Here is a 24,102-nt window from a genome sequence, read left to right on the forward strand (position 1 = left end):
GCTTTCGGTATATTTAGACTTACTATTTATAAAGTAAGTATTTATAAGTTTGTTAATAAATATTATATTGAGGATTTGTAATGTTAGTGACAAAATATCAAAGGATAGTAATCAGCTTAATTATCTTGACGGGAATTTGCTCTGGATTTGATATAGGTGTGATCTCAGGTACGTTACCAGTTATAAAACATGAACTATCTCTTAACTTTACACAATTATCTGAAATAGCTGGAATTGTATTTTTTGGAGCATTATTATCAAAGCTTATATCTGGTCCAATGATGGACTTTTTAAGTAGAAAGAATGTTATAGCACTAGGATCTCTTCTATTTACAACATCTTTAATATTGATGATGTTATCAAATACATATGCTACTTTAATGCTATCAAGACTTTTACAGGGTATATCTATCGGGTTTTTATTAACTGTTGTACCTGTTTATATTTCAGAAACTAGTGTTGCTAAGTTTAGAGGAAGAGCGATGGCAATGTTCCAATTATCTTTAGTTTTTGGGATATTTATAGCTAATTTTTTCGCAAGTCTTTTTGTTGAAAAGTTCGGCTGGAGATTTATATTTGGTTGTGCTTTACCTTTTGCTATATTACTTTTCTTCATAAGTCTTTTAGCTCCTTTCTCACCATCATGGCTTATTTTGAAAGGAAGAAACGCTCAAGCTTTAACAATAGGACAAAAGCTTGATTTAAAAATACAAGATTCTCTAAAAGAGAAAAATAAAATAGGATTTATAGAGTTTATAAAGATAGTTATCAAACAAAAATATTATCTGTCTGTAGGATTGATTAGCATTATAGCTATATTAAATGGTTTTGTAGGAATAAATGTATTTATTAGCTATGGACCGACTATTTTTGGTCAACTTGGTGGTTGTGTAAAGTGTAATCCGACATATTATGGGACAGCAATGACATTGGTTAATCTTATAGCTACAGTTTTTGGTTTATTTTTAGTAGATGTGGTTGGAAGAAGAAAGCTAATAATTGGTGGCTTGTTAATTTCTTTTTTAGCAATATTTGCAACTATTTTCTTGATAACAGATAGTCATGATAGTATCGCTGTATATTTAATAATAGTTGTTGTATTTGGAGGAGCTATTGGTCCAGGTGTTTGTATATGGTTAGTCTTGTCTGAAGTCTTACCTGTGCAAGTTCGTGCTATGGGAATATCAATAGCTTTAGTATCAAAGGCTTTAATAGAAAGTATGTTTATCTCTAGATTTTTAGATCTTGTTTATAATTATGGGTATGCACCAATATTATATTTTATGGGTGTATGTATCGTAATCTTTATTATTATAGTTTATAAATTTTTGCCAGAAATGACAAATAAAGATATTATCTAAAATATTTATTATTTTAAGTGTTTCATAAGTTCATCAAGTTTATAACTTGCGATATCTTTTTGTTTAGCATGATGCTCTTCTAAGAGTGCAAAATCAGCATCAGCATAAGCACATAAATCACCTTTTTCATTATAGATATCGACTTTGGTCCATACAGTTGTACGACCCTTACGAATAATAGTCGTTTTGAAAGTGTGGGCTACTTTACTATAAGTTGGTTTAAGGTATTTTATATTTAAGTTACGCGTCATACAAAATGACTTGCTGACACTCAAGACATGTTTGCCAAGAATATCATCACATATTAAAGCAATAATTCCTCCATGAATCACGTTATCCCAACCAACATGATTAGGTAAGCATTTAAATTTAGTATACATATGGTCACCGATATGATACAAAGGAAGCTGAATGCCAATAGGGTTCTTTTTTGTATTGCTAAAACAAGTAAAATCCCAAGGGAAATCAAGAGGCTCATAATTATCTAAGTTTATCATTTTAATACCTATTTATATAATTAAGGTTAAGCTGCTAGCTTATCATTTTATATGAAATCAAAGATTTAAACCACATTGTTGTATTGTGGTTAGATATGTTATTAAATTAGCTTTTAACAAGCTTCAATAATACCAGCAGCCCCCATACCAGTCCCTATACACATTGTAATCATGGCATATTTTTTACCAGTACGTCTTAGACCATGTAGTGCTTTAACAGTTAGGATTGTACCTGTGGCACCAAGTGGATGGCCTAAAGCAATAGCACCGCCACAAGGATTAACTTTACTTCTATCAAGTTTTAGATCATTAATAACAGCTAGTGATTGTGCAGCAAAAGCTTCATTTAGTTCAATCCAGTCAATATCATTAATATTTAAACTAGTCTGTTTAAGTACTTTAGGAATAGCTTTAATTGGACCGATACCCATGATTCGAGGATCGACGCCAGCCACTGCAAATCCCAAGAACTTACCGATAGGCTTTAAATTATGTTCTTTAAGATATTTCTCACTAACTAAAATCACAGCTGCGGCACCATCTGATACTTGTGAGCTATTACCTGCGGTAACTGAACCACCATTTGCAAAAGCAGGTTTTAGTTTAGCTAAAGCTTCTAAAGATGTATCTTTACGTGCGCCTTCATCTACATTTATAGTTTTTTTATGATTTATAATTTCACCAGTCTCTTCATTTGGTTTATTATGATCTACATCTATGGGTAATATTTCATCTTTAAAATAACCATTTTCAATTGCGTTAATAGCTTTTTGATGACTCTCAAGAGCAAAAGCATCCTGATCTTGGCGTGATACACTCCAGTCTTTAGCAACTATTTCTGCGGTGATGCCCATACCATAAGCTATAGCAACGTTTTCATCTTTAGCAAAGACCTCTTTACTAAAAGACATTTTATTTCCACCGAATGGAATCATACTCATACTCTCAACACCAGCACCAATAGCAACATCAATATTACCTTGTGCTATTTCATTAGCTGCAATGGCAATTGACTGTAAACCAGAACTACAGTAGCGATTAATTGTGAAAGCAGGGATACTATTAGGAAGTCCTGCTAAAAGAGAAGATATTCTAGCTACATTAAGACCTTGTTCACCTTCAGGCATAGCACAGCCAACAACTATATCTTCTATATCATTAGGGTTAATATTAGATTCAGCAACAGTTTTTCTAAGCACATCTGCTAGTAACTCATCAGGACGTTTTTTTGCGAAACCACCTTTTTTACCTTTTGTAACGGCAGAGCGTTTTGCAGCGACTATATAGACATTTTCACTCATAACAGAACTCCTTAATTTCTTAGTGGTTTACCAGTTTCTAGCATATGTTTCATTCTAGCTTCTGTCTTCTCAGATATTGCTAATTCTTTGAAGTTTATTAGCTCTCTTTCTAGTAGCCAATCTTCAGAAACTTCAGTATCTTTTTCTATCTGACCACCACACATTGTATCTGCCAAATTTTCAGCAATTTTATAATCATGTTCAGATATCTGATTGCCATCACGCATATTTACTAGTAAAGCTTTAATTGTGGCAATTCCAGTTTCACCAAAGACTGAGACTTTTTGCTTTAGAGGTGGCTGATAGCCAGATAAAGCCATAAGCTGAGCTTTCTTAATCGCAACTAATAAAATTTCTTTAGTATTCATAACGATTATATCATCTTCACGTAAGAAGCCCATTTCTTTAGCCTCATAGGCACTCTTAGCAACTTGTGCTAGGGCAAGGTTTCTATAACGGCGTTCAAAGTCTTTCCAGTGATCTTGAGCTTGTGATGCTCTAACAGCCATTTCTTTAGATCCGCCCCATCCAGGAATAATTCCTACAGCAGCTTCGACAAGACCAATATAGCTTTCATAAGCAGCAACAGCAGCATCACTATGTAAGATAGTTTCACAGCCACCACCAAAAGCAAAGCCTTTGACAGCTGTTACAACAGGTATTTTAGTATAGCGCAATTTTTTGCTAATAATACTATGACCTTTTCGGATAACTTCCTCGATAGCAGCTTCACCATTCATGGCAAATTTGATGCCAAATTCTTCTAAATTAGCACCTGCTGAGAAGATATCTTGCTCTTGCCAGATAACAAGACCATCAAGATTTTCTTCGGCATAGTTGATAGACTCAGATATACCATCCAAAACATCATCGCCAATAGCGCACATTTTGCTCTTAAATGAGAGTATTCCAATATTGCTATACTCATCTATTTGCCATAGTTTGACACCATCATTTTCATAAAGTATTTTAGTCGATAATGAGCTTGTGTGTTCAACTATATTATCAGCAAATAGTTGACGTTTATAAACATCTAAATTATCACGAGATATTAGTGCCTTGTCCATGAAACTAAATTCTTTATTATTTTGATAAACGCCTATATCTAATTCATCAACCCAGTTAGGTAAAGTGTTTTTAGATAGAGATTTACCAATTGAAATATCTTCTTTTAGCCATTTAGCTACTTTATGCCAACCAGCAAGTTGCCATATCTCAAAGATGCCTTGCTTCCAACCAAATCCCCAACGGATTGCCAGATCCATATCTTTAGGAAAGTTTGAAATATTCCCAACAAGATTAGCAGCATACAAGAACATTTCTCTAAAAGTTGACCATAAAAATTGAGCTTGAGGATTATCACTACTACGAAGACCTTCTAGTTTTTTATCCCAATCTCTTTCAGATAAAATCTCTAAAACTTCTTTATCAGCTTTTTTATCAGAAGGGCGATATTCTTTAGTATCTAAATCAAGTACTTTGATACCATCAGATTCTTTGATATATAAACCTTTTTTTGTCTTTTGGCCAAGTGAGCCATTATCAATTAAATTTTGTATCCAAGTAGGAGTATTATAAAAGTTTTCCCAACCATCTTCTAAATTATCCTCCATTGTTTTTATTACATGAGATAATACGTCTAAACCAACCAAGTCCGCTGTTCTATAAGTAGCACTTTTTGCACGACCTAGTTTTTTGCCTGTAAGTTCATCAACTATTTCTAAAGGGATATTCATCTGCTCTGTATAATAGCAAGTTACAAGCATTGAAAAAACACCTAAACGGTTAGCGATGAAGTTTGGCGTATCTTTAGCTCTAATTATACTTTTACCAAGTTTTTCTACCAATAATGTTTCTAGCTTATCTAAAATATCAGTATTAGTATTTTTATGAGGAATTAGCTCAACTAAAGGCATATATCTTGGAGGGTTAAAAAAATGTACACCACAGAAATTTACTTTTAGATTTTCAGGTAAAACTTCAGCAAGTTCTGTAATACTTAGGCCAGAAGTATTAGAAGCTAATATAGCATTTTCTTTTAGATGTCCTGCTATTTTTGTATATAAACTTTCTTTTATATCTAAGCGTTCAGCTACAGCTTCGATAATTAAATCGCAGTCTTCTAAGAGATTGAGATTATCTTCATAGTTTGCTGGAGTAATATATTTAATAGAGTCTTTTGAACCTAAGGGAGCTGGATTAAGTTTGGTAAGTTTTGCTAAAGATTCTTCAATAATAGCGTTTGGCCTACTATCTTTGGATTTTAAATCAAAAAGAACAACAGGGAATCTTGCATTTGCAAAGTGAGCGGCTATTTGAGCTCCCATTGTTCCAGCTCCTAACACAGCTATTTTATCTATAGCTTGGCGTTGTGATTCTCGTTTAGCAGGATCTAGTTTCTTAGAAATATTAGGTGTTAAGTTAGTATCCTCACCTTCTGGAAGATATTCATCACCAAAAACTTTCAGATAGCCGCGCATAGCATCTTCTTTTGACATACCTTTGATAGCATCCCAAGCCATCCATTTAGCACGCTCTACCATTTTTAATGCTGATGGTTTTTTAGTATTGTTATCACCTTCTTTAACTTGTTTGTAAAAAGCATAAAGCTTTAACTTTTGGCTATTATCCGGTTTGAAATCTATCGTAGCATCTTTAACAGCCTTTAGCATCTCTTCAAACTTTTTTTCTAGTTCCGTCATATTTCCTCCTTGGGAGTAGATATTCTAATTAGTTTTAGTTACTTTTTTCTTGCCATTCTGGGTGAGCATTTTTAGGCCCTAAAGCATAATCATCAAACTCGTCTGTTTGAATAATATTATTAACCTTAGTTAGCATCTCTTTGACATTTGCAGCTTCTTTTTTCGAAATGATTTTATTTTCTATAGCTTCATCAATACATTCTGACCAATTAGCTTTAGGGAGTTCTTTGGCTTTAATTGCATTAATGATTTTCTTCTTAATTTCAGTAATTTCTAATGATGCTAGATATGCATTTTCAACTCTACCTGTTGGATCATTATCATTATTTGGAACATAGCATTGGGCTTTCATAGCTTGTCGAGTTTCATTATTAGCGGCTAATTCTTTACATATTTGAGCTTCAAGTTTATCTGAAGGTTTTCTGAATTTTTTACCATATGGGAATACAAAAAGTTTCATTTTTGTACCAAATAGCCTATTAGGGAAATTTCTAAATAGATCAAGCATAGCTTGTTGAGCTTGGTATAGACAATATTGAATACTCCAGTCAACAAAAATATCATCATTCATTGGTTCGCCAGCATCTTTATAATATTTTAAAACAGCAGATGCCATGTATAGATAGCTCATAATATCGCCTAGTCGAGCAGATAATCTTTCTTTACGCTTTATCCCAGCTCCTAAAACTGTAACTGATATATCATTTACATAAGAATATGCGGTACTCATATGAGATATATACCTATAGTAGCGTTTGAATTTTGAGCTATAGCTAGGGGCTGTGAATCCTCCGCTTAGACCATACCATAATGTACGCGAACCATTTAGGGCCATATATTTAAAATGGTTTTTGAAATTACTAACAAAGCTTTCTTCATCATCACTCATTAAACTTTCTATTTCTTTACGAATATAAGGGTGGCATTTCATAGCTCCTTGACCAAATATCATTAAGTTGCGAGTCATAATATTCGCACCTTCAACAGTTATCCCTATTGGTGTAGCCATATATGGAATAGCAAGATAATTATTAGGTCCCATTATAATTGCGCGACCTCCATGAATATCCATAGAATTATTTATAGTAGTGCGCCCCATTTCGGTTAAGTGATATTTTGCAATAGCTGAAGCAACAGAAGGGCGAATGCCATTATCAACAGCAGCTACTGTAAATTGACGAGTTGCATTGGCTATATATGCTAGCCCCGCTGTTTGAGCTAGTTTTTCTTGTACACCTTCAAACTGGGCAATAGGAACTTTAAATTGCTCACGTACACTTGCATATGCAGATGTAATAACTGTTGACATTAAAGCATTTGCTGTACCACAAGCTGGTAATGATATTGCTCTACCGATAGATAAGCATTCAACAAGCATGCGCCAGCCTTCACCGGCCATTTTTTGTCCGCCTATAACCCAATCCATAGGTATAAAGACATCCTTAGCTTTTATATAGCCATTCATAAAAGCCTGACCTAGAGGAAAGCCACGTTTACCTATTTCTAATCCTTTATGATTATGGGGAAGTAAAGCACAAGTTATACCTTCTGAGCCAATATCACCTAATAACTCATCTGGATCTTGTAATTGAAAAGCTAAACCTACTAGTGTTGCTACAGGAGCAAGAGTTATATAGCGTTTATTAATATTTTTAAGCTTAATTCCTAATGTTTTTTTGCCATTATATTCCTCAGAACATACAATTCCTGTATCAGGTAGTGAGGTTGCATCAGATCCAGCTGTAGGGCCTGTCAATGCAAAGCAAGGTATTTCTTCACCAGAAGCTAAGCGCGGTAGATAGTAGTCTTTTTGTTGATCTGTACCATAATGAACTAAAAGTTCACCAGGACCTAAAGAGTTAGGTACCATTACCGTAATTGCGGCAGTTACACTTTTAGTAGCTAATTTCATAACTATTTCAGAGTGAGCAGCTGCTGAAAAACTCTTACCGCCATATTTCTTATCAATTACTAGACCTAAAAAGCCTTTTTGACGGATAAAATTCCAAGCTTCTATTGTTAGATCTTTATCTTCATAATTGATTTTCCAGTCATCAATCATATCGCAAAGCTGATTTGTTTCATTAGCTAAAAAAGATTTTTCTTCATCTGATAGTTCAAATTTCTTAAGGCTATGTAATTTGTTGAAATCTAGCTTTCCTTGGAATAAATCTTGCTCAAACCAATTATCACCTGCATTAAGAGCAGTTTGTTCAGTTTTTGAAATTTTAGGTGTAGATTTTTTAGCTATCTTGTAAATTTTATTGAACATTTGTGGCTCCTTAGTTTAGAAGGTGACTTGGTTATGATTGTTCGTACTTTTCAGCATATTCTTTTTGTAATGCATTTACATCGATTTTTCCAACAGTATTTTTAGGAAGTTCATCTATGAATATTATTTTTCTCGGTAGCTTGTAGTGAGCTAGTTTGCTTTTACAATACTTATATATCTGTTTTTCGGTTATTTTCTTATCATGTTTTAGAACTATAAAGGCAACAGGGATTTCTCCTGTATCTTTAGATAACCCTTTTATAACAGCAGCATCTTCTATTTCTTCTTTTTCAATAAGTACAAGCTCAATTTCTTTAGGGAAAACATTAAAACCAGAGACAATGATCATGTGCTTTATTCGTCCTGATATTACTAAGCGACCAAGCTCATCTAAGTAGCCCATATCTCCAGTTTTAAGCCAACCATCATCAGTAAAGTGCTCTTTATTTATTTCTGGAAGACTCCAAAATCCAGGAGATTTCTGCGGTCCAGTAACCCATATTTCGCCTGTTTCACCTTGAGGTTGCTCTTTGCCTTTATCGTCATAGATTTTTATATCTGTATTAGGTAGAGGAAATCCTACCGTACCATTAAAAGGAGCATCTTCTAAAGAGTTAACAGTAACTACTGGAGACATTTCGGATAATCCATAGCCTTCTTTAATATTAACACCTGTAACACGCTTCCACTCATTAGCAACAGCTTCGGTAGTTGACATTCCACCACTTATTGAAAGTTCAAACTTAGGGAATTTACTTTTTCTAAATTTTTTATTATTTAGTAATGCAATGTAGAGAGTATTTACCCCAAAAATAGTAGAGAAATTATTTTTTCTCATTTCATTGACTAATGATTTTATATCTCTAGGATTAGGTATTAAAACTTGGAATGCTCCAGAAAAATAAAAGAGAAACAGATTGGCTGTAAGACTAAAGATATGATATATAGGCAAAGCATTTATAACTATATGTCCACTAGGATCTATTGAAAAACCTTCAGTCCAAGCTTTTATTTGATATATATTAGCAACAATATTTCGGTGCAATAAAATCGTTCCTTTAGGAGTTCCTGTAGTACCACTAGAATATTGTAAGGCTGTAATATCATCTGGACTTATTTTAATTTTTGAGTAATCAGCTTTAGATTGAGAGTTTATGGCATTAACAAAAGTATCAAATTTATCTTTTGAATACCGATCCTTCATGCCCTTAATATATTTGATTACAAAAGAAATTAGTTGTTTTTTAGGAGATGGATACAAGTCACTAACACTTGTAACCATTTTATATTTAAGGTCTTCGCACTCATCAGCAATAGCTTCAACGTTATGAGCTAACGATGAAAGAACTATAATTCCTTTCGCTTTAGAATCCCTAAGTATCCCTTTTACTTCTCGACTTGTATATAAAGGATTAATATTTATAAAAATACCACCTAATTTTATTAGGGCAAATATTATAATAGGAAATTGTAATATGTTAGGTAACATAATTGCTATATGGTCACCTTTTTTGATATTCCATTTATTTTGTAGGAATCCAGCAAATTGATCAGAGTATTGACTAATTTCTTTAAAGGTTAGTTTTTCACCATGGCATGAAAGAGCTTCTTTTGAGGAGAACTTTTCAGTTGTTTCTTTAAGCATATCATTTAGAGTGATATTAGGTATGCGTATGTTAGGATTTACTTCCTTGGGGTAGTATTCTTTCCATGGTTTAGGCATTTTTAATCTCCTATTACTTACTGAATTTTTATTAACCCTCTATAATTCTCCTGCATTTATGGCAATTAACTTATAAAATATTTCTTATTAATTCATTATATTAGATATTTAATCCTACCAGCAAATCTTTTTTACGAATTTGTTTATGTAAATAGTTAAATTATTTTAATGCGAGTGTTTCTTATTTAGTGTAATTATTGTGGTGAAACTTTTTTATCATTTCTTTTTCAATTCATTTATAATTATGCATATTAACAAGAAATAGCGTATTTAGTATTGTTATGAAAATTTATCATAATCCAAAATGTTCGAAGTCTCGACAAGCTAAGCAAACTTTAGATCAAAGTAATATAGATTACGATACACATTTGTATTTAGATGATCCTTTATCAGAGAAAGATTTAGTATCTTTGCTTAAAAAATTAAAACTTTCCATAAAAGATATCATTCGTACTAAAGAGGATATCTGGAAAGAAAATTTCAAAGATAAAGAGCTTACAGATAGTCAACTTATTGAGATAGTTGCTCAAAATCCTAGGCTTTTAGAGCGACCAATAATCGAGCATAATGATTTTGCTGTAGTGGCAAGATCTGATGATAAAATTATAGAAATATTAAATACTTACTAGTTTTATGCTAGTATTTGAAAGATGAAATTCTATCTATAGGGAGATTTTTTTATGCATAAAATATTTTACACATTTACAGATGAGGCTCCAGCATTAGCAACAGGATCTTTTTTACCAATTGTTGAAAGCTTTACAAAAACGGCAGAAATTGAGTTAGAAACTAAAGATATATCATTAGCTGCACGTATATTAGCAGTCTTTGATGATTATCTATCTAATGATCAAAAATGTTCTGATGATTTAGCAATATTAGGTGATTTGGCTAAAACTCCAGATGCTAATATCATTAAGCTTCCAAATATTAGTGCTTCAATACCTCAATTAACTGCGGCTATTAAAGAGCTTCAGTCAAAAGGTTATAAAATTCCTGACTACCCATTTGAGCCTAAAGATGATAAAGAGCAAGAGATTAAATCTCGTTATGCAAAAGTTTTAGGAAGTGCAGTTAACCCTGTACTAAGAGAAGGAAATTCTGATCGTAGAGTAGCTGATGCTGTTAAAAGATATGCAGAGAAACATCCTCATTCAATGGGTGAGTGGTCAAAAGATTCAAAATCTCATGTAGCTAGTATGTCTAGTAATGATTTCTATGCAAATGAAAAATCATATATTGCACCAAAAGCAACTACTGTCAAAATAGTACATACTTGTCCTAAAGGATCTCAAACTGTTCTTAAAGAAGGTTTAGCTTTAGAGGAAAAAGAAATTCTTGATGCAACTAAGATCTCTGTAAAAGCGCTAAGAGAATTTTATAAAGCTGAAATTGCGAAAGCTAAAAAAGAAAGAACTTTATTATCTCTTCATTTAAAAGCAACAATGATGAAAGTTTCTGATCCAATATTATTTGGCCATGCAGTTGAGATTTTCTTTGAAGATGTTTTCAAAAAATATTCTAAAGAATTTAAAGAGTTAGGTGTAAATCCTCGTAATGGTTGGGGTGATGCTGTTGAGAAAATTAAACAGCTACCTAAAGATGTCCAAGATAAAATAAATACAGATATTGAAAAAGTATTTGCTAAACAACCTGATATTGCGATGGTTAATTCTGATAAAGGAATTACAAACCTTAATGTGCCAAGTGATGTAATTATTGATGCGTCAATGCCTGCAGCTATTCGCTCATCTGGTAAGATGTGGAATAAGGAAGGTGAACTTCAAGATATGAAAGCAATGATTCCTGATAGATGCTATGCTGGAGTATATGCTGCGACTATAGATTTCTGTAAAGAAAATGGTGCTTTTGATGTAGCTACTATGGGAGATGTCTCAAATGTTGGGTTAATGGCTAAAAAAGCTGAAGAATACGGTTCTCATGATAAAACATTTGAAATTCAAGCAGATGGTAAAGTAGAAGTTATAGATGCTGATGGTAATGTGATATTTGAGCATCAAGTAGAAAAAGGTGATGTTTGGAGAGCTTGTCAGACTAAAGATATAGCTGTAAAAGACTGGGTGAAATTAGCTGTAAATAGAGCTAGAATAACACAAAATCCAGCTATTTTTTGGTTAGATTCAAATAGAGCGCATGATAGAAACTTGATTGCAAAGGTAAATGAATATTTAACTCATCATGATATTACAGGTTTAGATATCCAAATTTTATCTCCTATTGAAGCGACTAAGTATTCATTAAAAAGAATGAAAGCGGGTAAAAATACTATTTCTGTAACGGGGAATGTTTTAAGAGATTATCTAACAGATCTTTTCCCAATATTAGAACTTGGTACTTCAGCTAAGATGCTTTCAATTGTACCTCTTTTAGCGGGTGGTGGATTATTCGAGACTGGTGCTGGTGGGTCTGCTCCTAAGCATGTTGAGCAACTTATTAATGAGAATCACTTAAGATGGGATTCTTTAGGTGAGTTTTTAGCTCTAGGTGCTTCGTTAGAGGATTTAGCTATTAAGACAAGAGATGCTAAGATTAAAGTTTTAGCAGAAGCTTTAGCTCAAGCAAACCAAGAGTTTTTGGATAATGATAAGTCACCTCGTCGTAAAGTTGGTGAGCTTGATACTAGGGGAAGTCATTTTTATTTAGCTTTTTATTGGGTAAAAGCTTTGGCTGAGCAAACAGGTAATGCTGAGTTAAAAGCAAAATTTGAGCCAATCTATGCTGAGTTATTAGCGAATAAAGATAAAATTGTTAAAGAACTAATAGATGTTCAAGGTAAAAAAGTTGATCTTGGTGGATATTACTATCCAGAGAAAACTAAATTAAATGATGTAATGCGTCCAAGTAAAACTTTAAATTCAATTCTAGCTAAGATATAGCTCTTTATCTTTTAATATTTAATTATGGGGTGTTAAAATACATCTAAATTATGTAATTAAAATATTTCTTTAATGTCTAATTCTAAAATTCAAATATCAAATCTATTAGATAATATTCCAACAAAATTACGAGGTAAATATATATCTCTTTTGAAAAAAAGCGATGTAGATTCTAATTTATTTACTGAACTTAAAGAGTTAGCTAAACAAACAAGTCAGAAAACCTTACCTAAAATAACTTATCCAGATTTACCTGTTGCGGAAAAAGTTGAGGATATAAAAAAGCTTATTGAAGAAAATCAGGTAATAGTTGTAGCTGGTGAGACAGGTTCTGGTAAGTCAACACAACTACCTAAGATCTGTTTAGATTTAGGACTAGATAAGAGAGGGTTAATAGGACATACCCAACCAAGGAGAATAGCTGCTAGATCTATAGCTAATAGAGTAGCTACAGAAATAGGTGATCAGTCAAAAGTTTCTTTTAAAATACGGTTCTCTGACCAAACATCTGAAAATACTTTAGTAAAAGTAATGACAGATGGAGTATTATTGTCTGAAATAAAAAATGATAAGTTTTTATCTCAGTATGAAGTTATCATAATTGATGAAGCTCATGAAAGAAGTCTAAATATTGATTTTCTTCTAGGATGTATAAAAAAGATTTTACCATTTAGACCTGATTTAAAAGTTATTATAACTTCAGCAACTATAGATCATCAAAAATTTACAAGTTACTTTCAAAAAGCTAAAGAAATTGTAATTAGTGGTAGAACATATCCAGTAGAGATCCGTTATCAAAATGACGAAGATTTTGACACATTTTCAATGCAAGAGAGGATATTATATGCAATTGATGAGTTAGGTAGAGGAGATGTTTTAGTCTTCTTGCCAACAGAAAGAGATATTCATGAAACACTAGCATACTTAAATAAGCAGGATCTTAGATTTACAGAAGTCTTACCATTATTTTCAAGACTATCAAATAAAGATCAAAACAAAATTTTTAATCCTGAAGGCTCGATACGAAGAATTATTTTAGCAACAAATGTGGCAGAAACATCGTTGACTGTACCACGCATAAAATATGTAATTGATTCTGGATTGGCAAGAGTAAGTAGATATAGTTATCGTACCAAGGTACAACGCTTACCTATAGAAAAAATATCTCAAGCTAGTGCAAATCAAAGAGCTGGTCGTTGTGGAAGGTTATCTGCAGGCGTTTGCGTACGACTGTATAGTGAAGAAGATTTTAATTCTCGTAAAGAGTATACAGATCCTGAAATTTTGCGAACGAATTTAGCATCAGTTATTTTGCAGATGCTATTTTTAAAATTAGGAAGTATTCAAGAGTTTCCATTTATAGATCCTCCTGATTCTAGATTCGTTAAAGATGGTTTTAAACTTTTGTTTGAGTTACAAGCTATCTCAGAGCTTAACTATTCAAAACCTAAGATTACAGAAGATGGTATGAAAATGGCTATTATGCCATTAGATCCGAAATTAGCAAAAATAGTTATAGAAGGTCATAGACAAAATACTCTTAGAGAAATAGTTTCCATTGTTAGTTTTTTGAGCGTGCAAGATCCTCGCGAGCGACCGTTAAATTTTCAACAGAAGGCGGATGAGAAGCATGCTGTTGATAAAGATAAATCTTCTGATTTTATTGCTATTTTAAATTTAGCTAATAGGCTAAATAGTGATTTAAAAGAACTTTCAAATAGAGAGAAAAAAGAATATTTCAAAAAGAACTTTATTTCACCGATCAGATTTAATGAATGGAATGATATTTATAGACAAATTATTGAAGTAATTCATGGATTTAAGTGGAAACTATCTTCTAATCAAGAGTTAGGTTATGAAAATTTACATAAAGCAATAGCTAGTGGTTTTTTGAGTAATATTGGGTTTAATTATGAAAATGCAGAGTATCTAGGTGCTAGAGGACTAAAGTTTTTTATATTTCCTGGATCATCACAGTTTAAGAAAAAACCAAAGTGGTTAATCTCTTCAGAAATTGTTGAGACGACAAAAACCTATGCGCGAAATGTTGCAAAAATAGAGCCTGAGTGGTTGGAGGCTTTAGCTAAACACCTTGTTAAGAAACATTATGATGAGCCGGTTTGGAGTAAAAAACAAAAATCTGTGGTAGCAAATGAAAGAGTTACACTTTATGGATTAGAAATAATCTCAAAAAGACCTGTTCAATACTCAAGAATAAATCCACAAGAGGCAAGAGAAATATTCATCCGAGATGCTCTGGTGAATGGTAATTTTGAGTCTAAAGCATATTTTTATCAGCAAAACTTAAAGCTAATAGATCAGGTAGAGAGTTTAGAGAATAAGTCTCGTAGAAAAGATATTTTGGTAGATGAACAAATAATGTATGAGCATTATGATGAGCTTATACCAGAAGATGTTTATAGTGGAGTAACTTTTGATAAATGGTTAAAAACTATCTCAAAAGATCAACAAAAAGAGCTTATTTTTGATTTAGACAGTCTCATGCAGCATAGTGCGGAGGAAATTACTCAACAAAAGTTTCCTGATGTTTTAGCTATTGGCGATATGCATTTGCCATTAGAATATCATTTTGATCCACTTGATGAGCGAGATGGTGCAACAGTTACAGTACCTGTTGTTTTTCTTAATGATATAAATTCTAGTGTACTTGAATGGGGAATATATGGCTTCTTGCATGATAAAATTGTAGCTTTGCTAAGAGCATTACCGAAAAATATTCGTAAAAACTGTGTGCCAGTACCAACTTATGCTCAAGCTATATTTGAGTCAATAGATTTTGAGGTAGATAAATATAAGCCATTAAAGTCTATTATTGCAAAACATATTACTCGTATGGTTGGTTTTATAGTTGATGAAACGATATGGCAAGATGAGGAACTAGAAAAGCATCTTATTTTGAATGTTAAAGTTGTTGATGAGCAAGGTAAAGTATTAGCTATAGACAAAGATATACATATTTTAAAACAAAAACTGCAAAACTTAGTTCAAAAACCAAAGCAAACTACAAATGATAAAACTTATTATGATTGGGAATTCGGTAATATTGAACAAAATAGTCAGATAAAAGAATATGGTATAAGTGTAAAAGTATATAATTGCCTTGAAGAATATGAAGACGGCGTGAAACTTTCTTATAAGGCAACCATAGAGGAAGCACATTCTTGTATGAAAAAAGCTTTAAAAAAGCTAATTAAATTACGTTTGCAAAATCACTTATCAAAGAGTATTAAGAAAAACGACTTAGCAAGCTTATCAATGTCACTAAAGCTGAATAATTCAAAAGATGATATTGTTAGTAAAGCTATAGACTTAAGTTTTTTTAGTGATACTGAGCTACCTTATACAAATAGTGATTTTGAAAAGTTTTATAATAAAGGGTTGCAAGATTTTGATTTAAATAAAACCAAAGTTGAATCTTTTATATCAGAAATATTTAAATATAAAGTACAGCTTGAGAAAAAACTGGATATTAAAAAAATACCATTTAACTATATTCAACTTTTTAGTGCTATTAGGAAGGAATTAGAAGAGCTTTTTTGTGAAGACTATTTATATCAACCAATTCAGTTATTACAACGTTATAAATACTATTTACAGGCTTTGGAAAATAGATTAGAAAAAGCTAAACTTAATTTGCTTAGGGATAAAGGTTATCAAATAGAAGTTGATGAGCTTAGAGAAAAATTAGATAAAAAAATTAAAGCCAAACACTTAATTAATGAAGGTGATGATGTTGTGAAAATTAGATTTTTGATTAGGGAACTTTGGGTTTCATGGTATTTACAAAATATTAAAACTATAGAGTCAGTTTCACAGAAAAAAATATTGGCTTATATTGGTGGTATATAGCTAAGTTGATATTACTTCTGATATAATAATATGATAGCTTGTGGTTGTTGTATTTGCTCTATGAAGTTTTTTTATGATAAAAGAGTTCTTAATTTTTTAGTAATAATATTTTTGACTATTACTACTGTGAGTTGGACTTTTTATATTTTCAAAGAATCAATTAACTTATATTTTTTGCTTTCTGTTCTTGTGCTTAGATGTTTGACGTCTTTTTTTCTACTAAGAGATTATATGGCAAGTTGGCGTAAATCAACGCAAAAAACTTTTTTACGCAAAGTGTTTGTTAATATTCCGGTATTTTTTATAGTTGTTCTATTTTTTTATGGAAAGATTCGTTTTTCATTAATATTTTCAGAATTTCTGTTTTATTTATTTTTAATAAACTTATGTGTTTATTTTTATTGGTATATTACTAACAAAAGCTCTGTAAGTAAAACTAAGGTGGCTGTCATATATGGTGCAGGTGCAGCAGGAACAAAGATAGCTCATGAATTAAGTGCTACAGAATATAGAGTTAAATATTTTGTTGATGATAGTGTCTCTTTGCAAAAGAGAAGTATAGATGGCAAAAAGATTTTATCTAAATCTAAATTACAAAAAAAACTATTATCTACAAAGTTTGATCTTTTAGTTATAGCTTTGCCAAGTATAGCCAACTCAAAAGTTAAGGAGATATATAGGGGGTTTGAAAATGATTTTAGACAAATAAAAATTATGCCAGCTCTTGAAAATATTTTGCAAGATGAAAGCTTTATGTCACAGCTCAAGTCAGTATCTGTATATGATTTACTTTCGAGAGATTTAAAGCATTTAGATAAGCAATCTATTTCGAATTTTATAAAAAGTAAAATAGTTTTGGTTACGGGAGCTGGTGGGAGTATAGGCTCTGAAATTGTTAGACAGTGTATGAGATATAAAGCTAGTCGAATAGTATTAGTAGATCATAGTGAATTTAATTTATATAAAATATCTGAAGAATGTTCTTCTTATAATATAAAAAGTATTTTATGCTCTGTTTGTGATGTACGGTCATTAAAAAGTGTTTTTAGTGATTATTCTCCGGATATAGTCTTTCATGCAGCTGCATATAAGCATGTTCCCTTAGTTGAAGAGAATATATCAAAAGCTATAAAAAATAATATTTTAGGTACTAAAAATACTATTGATTTGGCCATTAAGGCTAATGTTGAATCATTTATTCTTATTTCTACTGATAAAGCAGTTAGGCCAACAAATGTCATGGGAGCAACAAAACGTATTTGTGAATTGTATTTACAAAATGTCGAGCCTAAAAATACTAAATTAGCGGCAGTTCGTTTTGGTAATGTTTTAGGTAGTAGCGGTAGTGTGATTCCAAAATTTGAGGAGCAGCTTAAAAAAGGAGGTCCTCTTACTATTACTCACCCAGAGATTACTAGATATTTTATGCTTATCCCAGAAGCTTGTGAGTTAGTATTGCAAGCTGGAGCTATAGCAAAAAATTCTGAAGTTTTTGTATTAGATATGGGTAAACCTGTTAAGATAGTTGATCTTGCTAAACAATTTAAAAAGTTATCTGGTATGGATAGCGTTGAAATAAAAATTACAGGCTTAAGACCTGGCGAAAAGCTTTATGAGGAACTTCTTATTGATGAGACTGATATACGTACTAAATATAAAGATATATTCATAGGTAAAAAAACATTTTATGATATTGAAAAATTAAATAAAGACTTAGAGAAACTTTTTACTAGTGAGCAGTCTGAACAAGTCAAAATTTTAAAACAAATAGTGCCAGAGTTTAACCATAGTTTAAATAGGTAATAAAAATGATATATAGTGTTGTAAAAAGATTTATGGATTTATTTTTATCTTTAGTTGGTATTATACTTTTAAGTCCGGTTTTTATTTTATTAATCATTCTTATAAAACTGGATTCAAAAGGTCCGGTTTTTTTTAAGCAAAAAAGAATTGGTCAAAATAAGAAATATTTTATGATATATAAATTTAGAACAATGTATATTGATACACCTAAAGATATGCCAACTCATTTACTTCAGGATCCTACAAAGTGTATAACTAAGGTGGGTGGTTTTTTACGTAGAACATCTTTGGATGAATTGCCACAAATTATAAATATCCTAAAAGGTGAAATGAGTATTGTAGGTCCAAGACCTGCGTTATGGAATCAAGATGATCTAATAGCTGAGCGAGATAAGTATGGGGCTAATGATGTTCCTGTAGGATTAACTGGTTGGGCACAAATAAATGGCCGTGATGAATTACCAATTGTTGATAAGGCAAGGTTAGATGGTGATTATGTTAAAAATAAAAGTATTTGGCTGGATATTAAATGTATTTTTCTAACAGTTTTCTCAGTTTTTGCTAAAAAAGGCGTTGTTGAGGGAGGAACAGGGTCTTTAGATAGTAAAAAGGATCAAAAATGAAAAAGAGAGTTTTAGTAACTGGGCTAAACAGCTATGTGGGAAATTCATTTGCATCTTTTTGTGCTAATGATTTTGAAATTGATAAAGTTTCTTTAAAAAATGATGGGTGGAGAAAACTAGATTTTTCAAAATATGATTCTATACTTCATGTTGCTGGGATTGCTCATACATCAAAAGATCCTTCTTTAAAAGAGCTTTATTATAAAGTAAATACTGATTTAACTTTTGACATAGCTCAAAAAGCAAAGCATGATGGAGTTAAGCAGTTTATATTTATGAGTAGTATTATTATTTATGGTGATAGTGCTCCTATAGGAAAGACTAAAGTCATAGATGAAAATTCTCAGCCTAACCCTAATGATTTCTATGGTGATAGTAAGCTCCAAGCAGAAAAAAGACTTGCTGAACTAGCGGGTGAGAATTTTAAAATTGCTGTTATAAGACCTCCGATGATATATGGTGAGGGATCAAAAGGGAACTATCCTAAATTAGTTAAACTAGCTAAGTATGCTTTTATTTTTCCATATATAGAAAATCAGCGGAGTGTTTTACATATTGGCAAGTTATCTCAAGGGTTAAAGGACATAGTTGAAAATGAATTTGGCGGTATTTTTATGCCACAAGATGATAGATACTTTTGTACTTCTGAATTTATTAAAGAATATAGAAAAAGTATAGGTAAAAAGACATATCTTACAAGAGCATTTAATCCTTTTATTAAACTTTTAGCTATAAAAATTGGTTTTATAAATAAGGTTTTTGGAAGTTTGATATATAAGTTAAATCCTTGACTTTATAGCTTCTATATTTGCTATTTTTAGGCATATTAAGTAAAATTATTAAAATTAAATTTAATATTTGGCATGTGTGATGATTTTTCCTGTTATTTTATCTGGAGGGTCTGGCTCAAGGTTGTGGCCATTATCTCGAGAAGCATCTCCAAAACAGTTTATAGGCTTGATTGACGAACATAGTCTATTAGAAAATACGATTAAACGTTTAGATAATGTTGATGATATTTCATCTCCTCTTGTTGTTTGTAATGAGAGTCATAGATTCCAAGTTGCTGAAGTTTTTCGCAAGTTAGGTAAAAAAGGAGATATTCTTTTAGAGCCGCTTGCTAAAAATACAGCGCCAGCACTTGCTTTAGCAGCATTTTTTTTATTTCAGAAAGATCCTGAGAGTATAATGTTGGTTTTAGCTGCAGATCATCATATTGATAATATTGAAGTTTTTCATGATGCTATCCGTAGAGCAAAGCAAAAAGTTATTAAGGACTCTTCTTTAATAACTTTTGGAATAACTCCAACTTGCCCTCATGAAGGCTATGGATATATTAAGCAGGGAATTGAAGCAACAGGAGGTGTTTATGAAGTTGATATGTTTGTTGAAAAGCCTAGTTTAGCTGTTGCTAAGGAGTATGTTGAGAGTGGTGAATACTATTGGAATAGTGGGATGTTTATGTTCACTGCAAAATCTTATTTAGAAGCATTAGAGAAATTGCAACCTCAGATTTATAGTGCATGTAAGAAAACTTATGAAGAGTTAAAACAAGATTTGGACTTTGTACGTTTTGATGAGGTGTTATTTGGAGAATCTAAATCTGAGTCTATAGATTATGCAGTAATGGAAAAAGCACATAATGTATGTATGATCCCTATGCAAGAAAGCGGCTGGTCAGATGTTGGTTCATGGGATTCTTTATATGATATTTCTATGAAAAATACTTATGGTAATGTAGTTTTTGGCGATGTGATTACTAATGATGTGAAAAATAGTTATTTGCGGTCACATGATCGTTTACTTGCCGCAGTAGGCGTTGATAATTTGATAGTAGTAGAGACCGCAGATGCTATTTTAGTCGCGGATAAAAGTAAAACTCAAGATGTGAAAAAGGTTGTCGAAGTATTAAAGAAACAAAAACGTAGAGAGTTTGTTCAGCATAAACGTAATTTTAGACCGTGGGGATATCATGATATATTAATTGAAGAGCAGCTTTTTCACGTTAAAAAAGTGTTAGTTTACCCAGGTGAGGAGATAGCATTACAACGCCATTTTCATCGAAATGAGCAGTGGACAGTACTTGAAGGTACCGCTGAAATTAGTGTGGATGGAGTAAGTAAATTAGTAACTGAAAACCAAACTGCGTATGTAGCTATTGGGCAAAAACATAGTATAAAAAATATTGGCTCCATACCATTAGTATTTATAGAAATACAGTCTGGCAGATATATTAATGAAAATGATGTTGAAAGGTTTGATATATGAAGCAATGGTTATTAAGTATTTATCTGTATAGAGGATTTGTAATAAGCTCAATAAAGAGAGAGTTGTCTGCTGCTTTTGCTAGAAGTAAACTGGGTGGATTGTGGACTATTATTAATCCACTGGCACAAGTTTTGATATATGCGTTAATACTTTCAAATGTATTGGCTGCAAAATTACCCAATATTGATAATAAATATGCTTATGCAATATATCTTATGGCAGGTACCTTAGCTTGGAATTTGAACAATGAGCTTATATCAAGAGGGCTTAATATATTCACATCAAATGCTGGTGTATTACAAAAAATGAATTTCCCGAAGATTGTATTGCCATGTATAGCTGTAGGATCTGCAGTAATAAATAATATTTTACTGTTTCTTGCAGTGACAATTATTTTCTTTTTGTTGGGTCATGGCTTCAACTTAACAATATTTTGGTTAGTGCCTCTTACATTTGTCGTTGTGTTACTAGGTATCGGCTTGGGTATGATAGTCGGTGTTATAAATGTTTTTTTAAGGGATATTGGGCAGTTTATTCCTATTGTACTACAGGTTTGGTTTTGGTTTACTCCCATCGTATATCCTGAGACAATTATTCCAGAGAAGTATAGAGGGTTGTTATCCCTTAATCCTATGTATTCTATAGTAGATGCATATCATAATGTACTAGTTTATGGCATTAGGCCTCATCTTTTTAGCTTACTTTATATAACTTTGTTTTCTTTATTATTATTAGCATTTGCACTATTTTTATTTAAACGTTCTAGTGCAGAGATGGTGGATGTATTATGAGTTTATTAAAGGTAGAAAATGTAGGTAAGGCTTTTTATTCATATAAAAGCGAGTGGATAAGGTTTGCAAGGTGGTTTGGTTTTAAGGCTCATGCTAATTCAGCTACATGGGTTTTGAAAGATATTAGCTTTGAAGTTGATAAAGGTGAAGCTGTTGGCATTATAGGAGTTAATGGTACTGGGAAATCTACTTTATTAAAACTTATTACAGGAACATTAATTCCTAGTAAAGGAAAAATTACTGTTAATGGACGTATTTCTGCGATGTTAGAGTTAGGTATGGGGTTTAATCCAGATTTAACTGGAAGAAATAATGTTGTTCATGCCGCAGGAATGATGGGATTTTCCACTGAGCAAATTTTACAAAAAATGGATGAAATCGAGGCCTTTGCAGAAATCGGAGAATATTTTGACCAACCTGTTAGAGTGTATAGTAGTGGGATGCAGATGCGAGTAGCTTTTGCAGTTGCGACAGCATTTCGACCTGAGATTTTAATTGTTGATGAAGCGTTAAGTGTTGGAGATAGTTACTTTCAACATAAAAGTTTTGATAGGATTAAACAATTTCAAAAAGAAGGTACCACACTACTGATAGTATCTCATGACAAGTCTGCGATACAGGCACTATGTAACAGAGCTATATTGCTAAATAATGGTTCTATTATAAAAGATGGTGATCCTGAAGCCATATTTGACTACTACAACGCAATAATTGCTGAAAAAGAAGATCAAAAAATTGAAATTAAGCAGCATGAATCAGGTAAAGAGCAGACTATATCTGGTAATGGCGATGCTGTTATTGATGATATAAAAATGATTAATAGTAAAAACAATGAATCAAAAGTGATATTTGTTGGTGAAAATGTTTATTTTGATATAAAAGTCAAAGTTAATAAACGATTAGAGCAACTAGTGCTTGGCTACGGTATAAAGGATAGAGTAGGTCAAGTAATATATGGCACAAATACATTTCATACAAAACAAATATTATATGATGTATCTACTGGATACATTGAATATAAAATTTATTTTAAAGCCAACTTAGGTGTTGGAAGTTACTCAGTACAAACAGCGCTGACAAAAAACGATGCTCACATTGAAGATAACTATGAGTGGAGAGATCTAGCGTTAGTATTTGAAGTCATTAACCCAGATGATTTTTTTGCTGGAATAAGCTATTTACCACCAAAGATTGAAATAAGGGCTTAGTATGATAACTTACGCACAAAATTTTGAAGATGTAGTGCTATGGAGAGCTCTTAAAAATATTAAAGATGGTTTTTATGTGGATGTCGGAGCTTGGTCTCCAGACTTAGACTCTGTGACAAGACATTTTTATGAAAATGGGTGGAATGGAATAAATATTGAGCCAAACCCAGAGTTTCACAATCAATATATAGCTCAAAGAGAAAGAGATATCAACTTAAAAGTTGCTATAAGTGACTCTATAGGTGAAATTGATATTTATTTATGTGATAATCCTGGCCTTTCATCTCTTGATAAAAGTATTGTAGAGGAACATAAAAAAACTGGATGGAATAATATTTCTTCAAAAACTTTAGTAACAACATTAAATAAAGTCTTCAAAGAACATTGCCAAAATAAAGATATTCATTTTTTAAAAATTGATATAGAGGGCTATGAAAAGCAAGCACTTTTAGGAAATGATTGGTTGAGATACCGCCCGTGGATTGTTGTCATCGAAGCTACACTTCCTATGAGTCAAGTAGAAAATTATCAAGATTGGGAGTACATACTACTTGAGTCAGATTACACATTTGCATATGCTGATGGACTCAACAGGTTTTATGTAGCACAAGAACACTCTGAATTACTTGATTCATTCAAATATCCACCAAATGTATTTGATGGCTTTGTGTTAAATTCCTTGATAATGGCAGAACAAAGAGCAGAGCAAGCAGAACAAAGAGCAGAGCAAGCAGAACAAAGAGCAGAGCAAGCAGAACAAAGAGCAGAGCAAGCAGAACAAAGAGC

General features: G+C 32.1%; 16 protein-coding genes. 11 read left to right on the top strand and 5 right to left on the bottom strand.

The features are described from left to right. Positions 1-80 precede the first annotated feature (80 nt). Positions 81-1,361 (top strand): MFS transporter, encoded by a 1,281-nt coding sequence (locus R8535_RS06055; protein ID WP_329497438.1) that lies wholly within the window; start codon positions 81-83, stop codon positions 1,359-1,361. An 8-nt stretch (positions 1,362-1,369) separates the two neighbouring features. On the opposite strand, the gene R8535_RS06060 is transcribed toward R8535_RS06055, so the two are convergent. The 5 genes from R8535_RS06060 to R8535_RS06080 all read right to left on the bottom strand — a co-directional run bounded on the left by R8535_RS06060 (position 1,370) and on the right by R8535_RS06080 (position 9,856). Beyond that, positions 1,370-1,858, bottom strand: coding sequence for a PaaI family thioesterase (locus R8535_RS06060; protein WP_329497440.1), 489 nt, complete (start codon positions 1,856-1,858; stop codon positions 1,370-1,372). 113 nt (positions 1,859-1,971) lie between these two features. Beyond that, a complete protein-coding gene (locus R8535_RS06065) occupies positions 1,972-3,159 on the bottom strand; it encodes an acetyl-CoA C-acyltransferase (protein WP_329497442.1) in 1,188 nt (395 codons plus the stop codon). An 11-nt stretch (positions 3,160-3,170) separates the two neighbouring features. After that, positions 3,171-5,861, bottom strand: a complete 2,691-nt coding sequence (locus R8535_RS06070; RefSeq protein ID WP_329497444.1) for an acyl-CoA-binding protein — start codon at positions 5,859-5,861, stop codon at positions 3,171-3,173. Positions 5,862-5,895: 34 nt separating this feature from the next. Next, complete coding sequence (locus tag R8535_RS06075) at positions 5,896-8,133, bottom strand: acyl-CoA dehydrogenase (protein WP_329497446.1); 2,238 nt, start codon at positions 8,131-8,133, stop codon at positions 5,896-5,898. Between the two features lie 31 nt (positions 8,134-8,164). After that, a complete protein-coding gene (locus R8535_RS06080; protein ID WP_329497447.1) occupies positions 8,165-9,856 on the bottom strand; it encodes a long-chain-fatty-acid--CoA ligase in 1,692 nt (563 codons plus the stop codon). 281 nt (positions 9,857-10,137) lie between these two features. Here R8535_RS06080 and R8535_RS06085 point away from each other — a divergent pair, with 281 nt between their 5' ends. The 10 genes from R8535_RS06085 to R8535_RS06130 all read left to right on the top strand — a co-directional run. Further along, on the top strand, positions 10,138-10,485 hold the full coding sequence (locus R8535_RS06085) for an ArsC/Spx/MgsR family protein (RefSeq protein WP_329497449.1): 348 nt from the start codon (positions 10,138-10,140) through the stop codon (positions 10,483-10,485). 51 nt (positions 10,486-10,536) lie between these two features. Next, the gene (locus R8535_RS06090) at positions 10,537-12,753 is read left to right on the top strand and encodes an NADP-dependent isocitrate dehydrogenase (RefSeq protein ID WP_329497451.1); all 2,217 of its coding nucleotides are present in this window, start codon (positions 10,537-10,539) and stop codon (positions 12,751-12,753) included. A 72-nt stretch (positions 12,754-12,825) separates the two neighbouring features. Next, positions 12,826-16,623, top strand: coding sequence for an ATP-dependent RNA helicase HrpA (gene hrpA / locus R8535_RS06095; protein ID WP_329497453.1), 3,798 nt, complete (start codon positions 12,826-12,828; stop codon positions 16,621-16,623). Between the two features lie 60 nt (positions 16,624-16,683). Beyond that, positions 16,684-18,426: a polysaccharide biosynthesis protein gene (locus tag R8535_RS06100; protein WP_329497455.1), complete on the top strand. Its 1,743-nt coding sequence runs from the start codon at positions 16,684-16,686 to the stop codon at positions 18,424-18,426. Positions 18,427-18,431: 5 nt separating this feature from the next. Continuing rightward, positions 18,432-19,049, top strand: a complete 618-nt coding sequence (locus tag R8535_RS06105) for a sugar transferase (protein ID WP_329497457.1) — start codon at positions 18,432-18,434, stop codon at positions 19,047-19,049. Continuing rightward, entirely contained in the window at positions 19,046-19,840 is a 795-nt protein-coding gene (locus R8535_RS06110) for an NAD-dependent epimerase/dehydratase family protein (protein WP_329497459.1), read from the top strand. Before R8535_RS06105 ends, R8535_RS06110 begins: the two co-directional genes overlap by 4 nt. Positions 19,841-19,919: 79 nt before the next feature. After that, the gene (locus R8535_RS06115) at positions 19,920-21,317 is read left to right on the top strand and encodes a mannose-1-phosphate guanylyltransferase/mannose-6-phosphate isomerase (protein WP_329497461.1); all 1,398 of its coding nucleotides are present in this window, start codon (positions 19,920-19,922) and stop codon (positions 21,315-21,317) included. Then, complete coding sequence (locus R8535_RS06120) at positions 21,314-22,108, top strand: ABC transporter permease (RefSeq protein WP_329497463.1); 795 nt, start codon at positions 21,314-21,316, stop codon at positions 22,106-22,108. Before R8535_RS06115 ends, R8535_RS06120 begins: the two co-directional genes overlap by 4 nt. Continuing rightward, positions 22,105-23,316 carry an ABC transporter ATP-binding protein gene (locus tag R8535_RS06125; protein WP_329497465.1) on the top strand — a complete coding sequence of 404 codons (1,212 nt, stop codon included), beginning with the start codon at positions 22,105-22,107 and terminating at the stop codon, positions 23,314-23,316. Before R8535_RS06120 ends, R8535_RS06125 begins: the two co-directional genes overlap by 4 nt. A gap of 1 nt (position 23,317) precedes the next feature. Beyond that, positions 23,318-24,102: FkbM family methyltransferase (locus tag R8535_RS06130; RefSeq protein ID WP_329497467.1), on the top strand; the 785-nt coding region annotated here is incomplete at its 3' end.

The sequence above is a fragment of the Francisella sp. 19S2-4 genome (assembly GCF_036281795.1).
GTDB lineage: Bacteria > Pseudomonadota > Gammaproteobacteria > Francisellales > Francisellaceae > Francisella.

Bases quoted from the DNA above. Each gene is read 5' to 3' on its own strand.
- R8535_RS06120 (WP_329497463.1), top strand. From the start codon at position 21,314: ATGAAGCAATGGTTATTAAGTATTTATCTGTATAGAGGATTTGTAATA.
- R8535_RS06070 (WP_329497444.1), bottom strand. From the start codon at position 5,861: ATGACGGAACTAGAAAAAAAGTTTGAAGAGATGCTAAAGGCTGTTAAA.
- R8535_RS06110 (WP_329497459.1), top strand. From the start codon at position 19,046: ATGAAAAAGAGAGTTTTAGTAACTGGGCTAAACAGCTATGTGGGAAAT.
- R8535_RS06085 (WP_329497449.1), top strand. From the start codon at position 10,138: ATGAAAATTTATCATAATCCAAAATGTTCGAAGTCTCGACAAGCTAAG.
- R8535_RS06125 (WP_329497465.1), top strand. From the start codon at position 22,105: ATGAGTTTATTAAAGGTAGAAAATGTAGGTAAGGCTTTTTATTCATAT.
- R8535_RS06080 (WP_329497447.1), bottom strand. From the start codon at position 9,856: ATGCCTAAACCATGGAAAGAATACTACCCCAAGGAAGTAAATCCTAAC.
- R8535_RS06090 (WP_329497451.1), top strand. From the start codon at position 10,537: ATGCATAAAATATTTTACACATTTACAGATGAGGCTCCAGCATTAGCA.
- R8535_RS06105 (WP_329497457.1), top strand. From the start codon at position 18,432: ATGATATATAGTGTTGTAAAAAGATTTATGGATTTATTTTTATCTTTA.
- R8535_RS06100 (WP_329497455.1), top strand. From the start codon at position 16,684: ATGAAGTTTTTTTATGATAAAAGAGTTCTTAATTTTTTAGTAATAATA.
- hrpA (WP_329497453.1), top strand. From the start codon at position 12,826: ATGTCTAATTCTAAAATTCAAATATCAAATCTATTAGATAATATTCCA.
- R8535_RS06055 (WP_329497438.1), top strand. From the start codon at position 81: ATGTTAGTGACAAAATATCAAAGGATAGTAATCAGCTTAATTATCTTG.
- R8535_RS06115 (WP_329497461.1), top strand. From the start codon at position 19,920: ATGATTTTTCCTGTTATTTTATCTGGAGGGTCTGGCTCAAGGTTGTGG.
- R8535_RS06065 (WP_329497442.1), bottom strand. From the start codon at position 3,159: ATGAGTGAAAATGTCTATATAGTCGCTGCAAAACGCTCTGCCGTTACA.
- R8535_RS06060 (WP_329497440.1), bottom strand. From the start codon at position 1,858: ATGATAAACTTAGATAATTATGAGCCTCTTGATTTCCCTTGGGATTTT.
- R8535_RS06075 (WP_329497446.1), bottom strand. From the start codon at position 8,133: ATGTTCAATAAAATTTACAAGATAGCTAAAAAATCTACACCTAAAATT.